8 protein-coding genes are annotated in these 8,405 nt (G+C 65.9%); 3 read left to right on the top strand and 5 right to left on the bottom strand.

Annotation, left to right across the window (positions count from 1 at the left end; genetic code table 11):
* Together VGQ94_02565 and VGQ94_02560 are read left to right on the top strand one after the other, a co-directional pair.
* A partial coding sequence (locus tag VGQ94_02565) for a magnesium chelatase (protein ID HEV2021387.1) occupies window positions 1-540 on the top strand: 540 nt, incomplete at its 5' end.
* A 42-nt stretch (window positions 541-582) separates the two neighbouring features.
* Window positions 583-1,839 carry a VWA domain-containing protein gene (locus tag VGQ94_02560; GenBank protein ID HEV2021386.1) on the top strand — a complete coding sequence of 419 codons (1,257 nt, stop codon included), beginning with the start codon at window positions 583-585 and terminating at the stop codon, window positions 1,837-1,839.
* A 153-nt stretch (window positions 1,840-1,992) separates the two neighbouring features.
* On the opposite strand, the gene VGQ94_02555 is transcribed toward VGQ94_02560, so the two are convergent.
* The 5 genes from VGQ94_02555 to VGQ94_02535 form a co-directional block, all read right to left on the bottom strand.
* A complete protein-coding gene (locus VGQ94_02555) occupies window positions 1,993-2,241 on the bottom strand; it encodes a CDGSH iron-sulfur domain-containing protein (protein ID HEV2021385.1) in 249 nt (82 codons plus the stop codon).
* 82 nt (window positions 2,242-2,323) lie between these two features.
* On the bottom strand, window positions 2,324-2,812 hold the full coding sequence (locus VGQ94_02550) for a hypothetical protein (GenBank protein HEV2021384.1): 489 nt from the start codon (window positions 2,810-2,812) through the stop codon (window positions 2,324-2,326).
* 114 nt (window positions 2,813-2,926) lie between these two features.
* Window positions 2,927-4,333: a sigma-54 dependent transcriptional regulator gene (locus VGQ94_02545; GenBank protein ID HEV2021383.1), complete on the bottom strand. Its 1,407-nt coding sequence runs from the start codon at window positions 4,331-4,333 to the stop codon at window positions 2,927-2,929.
* 29 nt (window positions 4,334-4,362) lie between these two features.
* Window positions 4,363-5,901: an ATP-binding protein gene (locus tag VGQ94_02540; protein ID HEV2021382.1), complete on the bottom strand. Its 1,539-nt coding sequence runs from the start codon at window positions 5,899-5,901 to the stop codon at window positions 4,363-4,365.
* A 279-nt stretch (window positions 5,902-6,180) separates the two neighbouring features.
* Window positions 6,181-8,172, bottom strand: coding sequence for a transcriptional regulator (locus VGQ94_02535; protein ID HEV2021381.1), 1,992 nt, complete (start codon window positions 8,170-8,172; stop codon window positions 6,181-6,183).
* Between the two features lie 25 nt (window positions 8,173-8,197).
* On the opposite strand from VGQ94_02535, the gene VGQ94_02530 reads away from it, so the two are divergent.
* Window positions 8,198-8,405 (top strand): hypothetical protein (locus VGQ94_02530; protein HEV2021380.1); only part of this gene is annotated, 208 nt, incomplete at its 3' end.

The following is an 8,405-nucleotide window of genomic DNA, read 5'->3' as shown; positions in this document are numbered from 1 at the left end:
GTCATCTCCAACGCCGAGCGCCGCGCGCTTCGAAATAAGGAGACGCTGGTCGTTCCGCGTATCGGCGACGTCTACGCCGCCATGCCCGCCATCACCGGCAAACTGGAGCTCGAGTACGAGGGCGAGATGCGCGGCGCCGATAACGTCGCCCGCGAGCTCATCCGCGCCGCCGTCGCCCGCACCTTCGACTCCTACTTCCACGGCGCCAACCTGCAGCAGGTGGTGCAGTGGTTCGACCTGGGCGGCTCCATCCAGGTGGCGGAATCGGCCGCCTCCGCCGAGGTCTTCGGGGCGCTCAAAGGCATTCAGGGACTGCACGACAAACTGGGCGCGCTCGGCCTCAAGCCCAAGGACAGCCCGGAGCTGCAAGTCTCGGCCGCCGAGTTCGTGCTGGAGGGTCTATACGCGCATCAGCGCATCGGACGCAGCGAGGAGCGCGTGTTCTCGGCGGGTGAAAAGGCGGTGCGGCGCGGCGAGCCCACGGCTCCCGACCGCGGCGACGAGCCTCCCGTCCCCCGTTCCCGGCGCCCCTACAATTAGTTTTCGGTTCTAGCTGAGAACTGGCTACTGACAACTGCTTCTATGAAGTTCGTTAAGTACACCAAATACGTCGCCGACGCCGCCGGCGAGATGAGCCTCGAAGACTTGCTCAGCGCCCTCTCCGATTACCTGCTCGAGAGCGGCTTTCAGAATTCCTACATGAATTTCTACGAGATGCAGCAGGGCGAGCACACCATGGAAGCCCTGCGCCGCGCCATCGAGGACGCCCTCGCCCGCGGCGACCTGCTCGATCAAGAAATGCAGGAGCGCCTCCAGCAGATGCGCATGGACGGCTCGCTCGATCAGCTCATCGAAAAGCTGGTCGAGCGCATGGAGCAGGAGGGCTACATCTCCGTGGACGGCCCCCACGACCCCTCACGCTCCTCGCCCGTCGGCGGGCAGACCGGCGAGGCGCAAGGCAACGCGCGCTTCGAGGTCACCGACAAGAGCCTGGACTTCCTGGGCTTCAAGACCCTGCGCGACTTGCTGGCCTCGCTGGGAAAATCCAACTTCGGACGGCACGACACGCGCGATCTGGCCACCGGCATCGAGACCTCAGGCGCCGCCAAGCCCTATGAGTTCGGCGACACCATGAACCTCGACATCACCGCCACGCTCAGTAGCGCCATCCAGCGCGAGGGCCTGCCCGATTTTAAGAACGCGCCGCTCAACCTCGAATACTCCGACCTGCAGGTCCACCAGTGCGAGTACCAGTCCTCCTGCGCCACGGTGCTGCTGCTCGACTGCTCGCACTCCATGATCCTCTACGGCGAGGACCGCTTCACCCCGGCGAAGAAGGTCGCCATGGCGCTCTCCCACCTCATCCGCACGCAGTATCCCGGCGACTCCCTCTCGCTCGTCCTCTTCCACGACTCGGCCGAGGAGCTGCCGCTCTCGCAGTTGGCCCGCGTCAAGGTCGGGCCCTATTACACAAACACCCGCGAGGGCCTGCGCCTGGCACAGCGCATCCTGCAGCGCCAGCGCAAGGACATGAAGCAGATCGTCATGATCACCGACGGCAAGCCCTCGGCGCTCACCTTGGAGGATGGCCGCATCTACAAGAACGCCTTCGGCCTCGATCCCCTGGTGGTCAGCCAGACGCTGGAGGAGGTCTCGAAGTGCAAGCGCGCCGGCATCCTCATCAACACCTTCATGCTGGCCTCGGACTTCGGCCTGGTGCAGTTCGTCCAGAAGGTGACGGAGATGTGCCGCGGCAAGGCGTACTTCACCACGCCCTACAACCTGGGACAGTATCTGCTGATGGATTACATGTCGCGGAAGATGCGGACGATTCACTGAGCAGTCAGCACTCAGCAATCAGCACCTAGCAAACAGCGCTCACCAGCCAGCCACAACCCATAAGGCTGTCATCCTGAGCGAGGGAGGGCTCCCGCGCGCCTTCTTCAGCGCGGGAAACCCGAGCCGAAGGATCTGGGGTTTGCTTGAGAGGGCCTAGGTGCCAGCGGGCGGAACGGCCCCACCCGGCTTGGGCGCGGTTTCCTCGGCCACAAAGCCGGAGGTCTTGTGCGAGCCGTCGCAGAAGGGTTTGTTGGCGGAGTGGCCGCAGCGGCAAAGCGAGATTCCCGGCTTGCCCGTCAGGTCGTAGGGATTGCCCTCGGAGTCGGTGAGCTGGAGCTGCGTGAGGTCGCCTTCCACTCGGTAGGGACCGCTCTTCTTTACCGTGACTTTGATTGCCGCCATGAATCCTCCTGTCAAACCGCTGCGCTCAGCGAGTAGGGAAGGACGATATCATAGGGATGCGGTATTCGGCGGGCGTGGGCGCCTAGCGGGCGTGCTCCAGGCGGGAGCGCATCTGTTCGGCGAGTTCGCAGACGGAGCGCAGCTTGGCCTCGGCGCCCGGAGGCAGGGCAGGCTCCGAGAGCGCCAGTTGCGAGGAGAGCAGGATGCCGGTCAGGGCGTCCTTGATCTCACTCGAAAGCATGCGTTCGGCGGCCTGCATGGCAACGCGCTGCTCCTGATCGCGGCGGTGGAGGGCGGCGCGCACGTCGCGCACCACGCGGTCCACGCTCGAGATGGCCAGGTTCATGAAAATGAGCACGGCGGCCCCGGAGAGCGCCGGCAGCAGCTCGCCGGCCTCCGATTCGGAGTCCGGCAGGCACTGGTCCACCACGATGGCGTCGAACTCGTGCTGGCGCAACAGGCGCAGGGCACGGCGGAAGCCGGAGGCGGTGTGCGCGGACTCGCCCGTGGCCTTCTCGATGGCCCTGGCGCACTCCGCCACCCGCGGCGAGGTGGTGATCAGCAGGATCATGCCATGTTTGGATGCAAGCCGGGTGCCACGGCCGCGCTGGCTGAAAACACGATGGTTAGCTCCGTTCCCCTTCATCCCGTTCCCCCTGTGAAACTGTTTTGGCCCTCTGCCGTCCTAATCCGGGAAGGAATACTCCTTGAGCTTGCGGTAGAGCGTGGTCTTGCCGATGCCCAGCAGGTGCGCCGCCATGAGCTTGTCGCCGTTCACCTGCTGGATGGCCGATAGAATCGCCTGTTTCTCCAGTTCAGCCATGGGCAGGACGGTGCTGGCCGGCGGGCCTACCACGATCGCCGCGGCGGAGCGCGCGTTGCGCAGGGCCGTGGGCAGGTCGGAGACCTGCAGCGCCTGATTGGAGCTCAGCGCGCACGCCCGCTCCAGACAGTTCTCCAGCTCCCGGATGTTCCCCGGCCAGTCGTAGGCCAGCATCACTTGCAGGGCCTCGTCCTTCAGGGTGCGCTGCGTGCCCGTAGACCGGCCCATCCGCTCCAGGAAGTGGGCCACCAGCAGCGGGATGTCCTGCTTGCGCTCCCGCAGCGGCGGCACCTGCAGGCTGATCACGTTCAGCCGGAAGTAGAGGTCCTTGCGGAAGGTACCCTGCTGGATGCCTACCTCCAGGTCGCGGTGGGTGGCGGCCAGGATGCGTACGTTGATGCTGACGCGCTTGGTGCTGCCCACGGGGCGGATCTCGTGCTCCTGAATGGCGCGCAAGAGCTTGGCCTGCAGGTCCGGCGGCAGCTCCCCGATCTCGTCCAGGAAGACGGTGCCGCCCTCGGCCATGGTCAGCAGGCCCTGCTTGGAGCGCACCGCCCCGGTGAAGGCCCCGCGCACGTATCCGAAGAGCTCGCTCTCGATGAGCGTGGGGACCAGCGACCCGCTGTCCACGGGCAGGAAGGGCTTGTCGCGGTAGGAGCCGGAGAAGTGGATGGCCCGCGCCACCAGCTCCTTCCCCGTCCCGCTCTCCCCCTGGATCAGCACGGGGTGGCTGCTGTTCGATACCTTGGAGATCATGCGGTAGAGCTTCTCCATCTCCGGCGAGTTGCCCACCAGTCCGGCGAAGCCGTGGCGGGAGCGCACCCGCTGGCGCAGCATGCGGTTCTCGGTGGTCAGGCGCAGGTGGCTGGCTACCCGATCGAGCAGCAGCTTGAGTTCCTCCACGTGGAAGGGCTTGGTGACGTAGTCGTAGGCGCCCAGCTTCATGGCCTCCACCGCCGACTGCACCGTGGCGTAGCCGGTGATGACGATCACCGCCGCCTCCGGCCGCCGCTGCTTGACCTCGCGCAGCACCTCCAGGCCGCTCGCCCCCGGCAGCTTCAGGTCGAGCACCACCACGTCCACGCTCTGCTCCTCCAGCACCTTGTAGGCGGCTTCGGCATTCTCGGCGGTGAAGGCGCGGAATCCCAGCGACTCCGCCACCTCGCGGCAGGCGCCGCGGATGGAGCGCTCGTCGTCCACGATCAGCAGGCGCATGGGCTCGGCCACCGGCGCCGCGCCCGGACTGGGAGAAATCAGTGCTGATTGCATCACCATGTTGCTCCTCGCGCTCGATGTCCCTATCCGGCGGCCGCCGCTTCCGCACCCAGCAGCTCGCGTATCTTGCTCTCCAGGGTCGCGTCCGTGAACGGCTTAGGGCAGAAGAAGCGGGCTTCGATGGGGCCGGTGCGCTCCGCATCCGCGTAGCCGGAGATGTACAGCACCCGCAACCCCGGACGCTGCTTCCGCAACGCCTCCGCCACCTCCCGGCCGTTCATCCCGGGAAGCACCAGATCGGCGATCAGCAACTCCACCTCCCCCTCGAACTTGCGGCTGATTTCCAGGGCCTCCTGGCCGTTCCGGGCGGTCAGCACCTGGTAGCCGTACTGCTCCAGCGTCTCCTGAAGCGAACGGCGGACGGCGTCTTCGTCCTCCACCAGCAGGATGGTGACCTGCTTGCGCCCGGGCGCCAGCGCGGGAGCGGGCAGCTCGGCGGCCTCGCTCCGCGGCAGCAGGATGCGAATGCTCGTCCCCTGCCCCAGCTCCGACGTCACCTCGATCTCTCCCCCCGCCTGGTGCACGATGGTGTACACCGTCCACAGGCCCAGGCCCGTGCCTTCGCCCGGCGGCTTGGTGGTGAAGAAGGGTTCGAAAATATGGGCGCGCGTTTCCGCATCCATGCCGCAGCCGGTGTCGGTGACCGCCAGGCTCACGTAGTCCCCGGCGGGCAGCGACTCCGGGCCGCCCTGGGCCTCCCGATGCAGGTTCCCGGTGGAGATCACCAGGCGCCCGCCGCCACGCATGGCGTCGCGGGCGTTCAGCGCCAGGTTGAGCAGCACCTGCTCCATCTGCATGGGGTCGGCTTCGACCGCCTCCATTTGCGGATCGAGTTGGGTGACCAGCTCCACGTTCTCCCCCAGCATCTGCCGTAGCAACTCCAGCAGCCCGCTGATTGCCTCATTCAGATGGATAGACCGGGGCTCGGTCGCCGCCTGGCGCGAGAACATCAGCAACTGTCCCACCAGGGCGGCACCGCGCTCGCTCACCATGCGGATCTCGTCGGCGTGCCCACGCAAACGGCTGTTCGGACCCAGCTGATTGAGGAGCAGGCCGCTGTAGAGCATCACCGCGGTCAGCAGGTTGTTGAAGTCGTGGGCCACGCCCGCCGCCAGCCGTCCCACCGCGTCCATCTTCTGCGACTGCCGCAACTGCTCTTCGAGGTGATGCCTCCGTCCCGCCTCCCGCAGGAAAACGCAGTGGTAGGAGTGCGCTCCCACCACCAAATGGCTGCAGGTGGCCTCGGCCAGCACCGCACTTCCGTCCTTGCGCCGGCAGAAGGTCTCCAGCACGTGCGGCTCGGGCCGCTTCCACTGCTTCCACAGTTCCGTCCACCGCTTTCCGTCCAGGTCGGCGGCGATCTCCTCGAGCGGCTTTCCCTCCAGCTCCGCCCGGCTGTACCCGAGCAGCCGGGCCGCCGCCCGGTTGGCGTAGATGAGGCCGCTCGCTTCCTCCGCCACCAGCACCGCGTCCTCGGCCGTATCCAGCACCGCCGATAACAGCTCTGCCGCCTGTGGCGCACCTTCGCCGGTCTGCTTGCTAAGGAAGCGGATGACGTTCACTCTGCCCCCCTCGCGAATCGCTCGCCTTCCGGAGCGCCCATGTCCGTTCTATGTGCATTCCGAGTTCCCTTTTGAAATCCAACCGCTAACGCCGGCCGCTCCACTACTTGCGTCGGGCTGAGCTAGCCGCTGCAGGGTCTAGTCTAACTCATTGGTTCCCGTTTTGGGAAGTAGCAAACCTGCTTAGGCCTGGACGTGACCACGGTAAACTACCGTAAATACGCGGAAGAATCGTTGATTTTTGTTTTGAATCGGGACGTTCCCGTTTCGGGAACTAACTCAGCGGGGCGAACCGCCGCCCGCGGCGCTGGAATCCGCGCCCTGGGGCAAGCTGGGAGTAACAGGCTGGGCCAGGACGCCGTCGAAGGGGGTAGAGGCAAAGACGCGTCCATGTCCGGAATGGAAGGCGCGCAGGGAGGCGCCCACGTCGGCGGAGCGCAGCCAGCTCTTGCCTCCGTCGCTGCTTTCGAAAAGGCTGTGGGACGAAGCCGCGTTGGCCAGCAGGCGCTTGCCTTCGGCGTCGTAGAGGATGGAAACCACATTGGTGGCGGGCAAGCCAGACAGCACGTGCCGCCACCGCTCGCCGTTGTCGCTGGAGCGGAAGGCGCCCTCGCGCGTCGCCAGCCACAGTGTGGAACCGGGATCGAGGGTCACTCCGTGGATCTTAGTCACGAAGGAAGGCAGCGCGGCGGGATACCAGTTCGCCCCGCCGTCCTGGGAAAGCAGTAGGCGTTTACGCGTTGCGGCCAGCACGAGGGGCAGTTGGGCCTCGACTGCGACGAAATCCGCCTCGCCCAGGATGGGCCCGCCGGTCCAGCTCTTTCCCTCGTCGCTCGAGAAGTAGAGACCCTCGGAAGTAGCGGCGAACCATTTTCCCCCGCTCAGGGACAACTGCTGCACTCTCGCGGTCAGCTCCGAGGAAACCGGATTCTTGGCACTCGGTTTTCGCGAGGAGCGCTTGCCGGCGGGCGCCGCAACCTCACGCAGCACCCGATTGCGCGGGCTCCACCGCCCGCTCTCCCACACGAACACGCCCCGGTTGGTCCCAGCGACCAGCAGTCCCCCTGGACTCTGCTCGAGCGCAAATACGTCGCGTCCGCCCAGACCGTCGCTCATCTGGCTCCAGTTGGAACCCCAGTCGTGGGAGACGAAGACTCCGCCGAACTCCTTGTCGTTCAGCAGACCGACATACAGGGTGCCGGAGGCGTTGCGATCCACCCGCACGGCCGCCACCTGGCGATGGGTGAAGCCGCGGCTGGAGGCCACGAACGAGCGTCCGCCGTCCTCGCTCCGCAGCACCCCGCTGCGGTCGGTGGCCAGCAGCACATGCGAGGGTTGCCGGGGATCCACCAGAACGTCGTTCACGATCAGGTTGGCGGCGGTCATGTGTTTCCAGCTCATGCCCGCATCACTGGTCTTCCACAGGCCTTCGGTGGTGCCGGCATAGACCACTTGGGGCGCGGTAGGATCCTGTTTCAATACCCGCGTCCGCCGCGCCGAGAACGGGATCCCCTGCACCTTGTGGAACAACTCTCCGGCGTTCTCACTCTTGTAGATCCCGGAGCAGGCGCTGGCGTACACCAGCGACGGGTTCTGCGAATCCACGATGATGGAGAACAGGTCGGAATCGTCGATCATGCCCTGCTTGATGGAGGCCCAGGTGAGCCCGCCATCGCGCGTCTTCCAGGGCAGGTGCCAGGTCCCAGCGTAGATGACGTCCGGATTTTTGGGGTCGATGGCCACCGACTCGATGTTCTGGATCTCGCGATGGTTCGGCGGTGAGATGCGCTGCCAGGTATCGCCCGCGTCGCGGCTGCGGTACACGCCGTCGAGCGCCCCCGCCACCAGGGTCGTGGGGTCGGAGGGCGCCAGGGCCAGGGCGCGGATGGACTTGCCGTGCATGGCTTTCAACGGCTGCCAGCTCTTGCCAGCGTCGTGGCTGCGGAAGACGTCGCCGCTCGCCTCTTCCACGCTCCATGCTCCGGCGTAGAGCACGCCGGCGGCCGTGGGGTCGAAGAGGATGTGGTCGATCACGTAGTGGTCGCCCTCTCCCAGGCGTGCAAAGCGCGACCAACTCACCCCGTTGTCGCGGGAAATGTATATCCCGCCCGCGCTGGTCCCCAGGTAGATGTGGCCAGGATGGTGCGGGTCATAGGCCAGGCTGCGGACGTCCCCTCCATCCGGACCGATGGCAGTCCACTCCGCCGCTCCCAGCCACGCCGGAAGAAGGAGCGCCGCCACCAGCAAGATCGCGCTTCGAAGCAGGGACATCTGAGATCCTTTAGGAATCATACCGGTGAACGGGCGATTTGGGGATGGAGATGCGGGCGAACACGTTGGCAAGAAGGATGCCGCAGCGCGCGATTTCCCGCAAGTTATCAAAGGACAAAAAGAAGGGCCGGCCGCGGTGCGACCGGCCCCCAGGCCCTTGCTGCCGGGCTTAGTGGCCCGGCTTCCTCTTCATCACTTCTCCATGACCACCACGGTATTCGAATCGGAGAAGG

The organism is Terriglobales bacterium (genome assembly GCA_035937135.1).
GTDB lineage: Bacteria > Acidobacteriota > Terriglobia > Terriglobales > Acidobacteriaceae > DASYVL01.
Note: the sequence above shows the minus strand (reverse complement) of the source record. Positions and strands in the feature narration are given on the sequence as shown.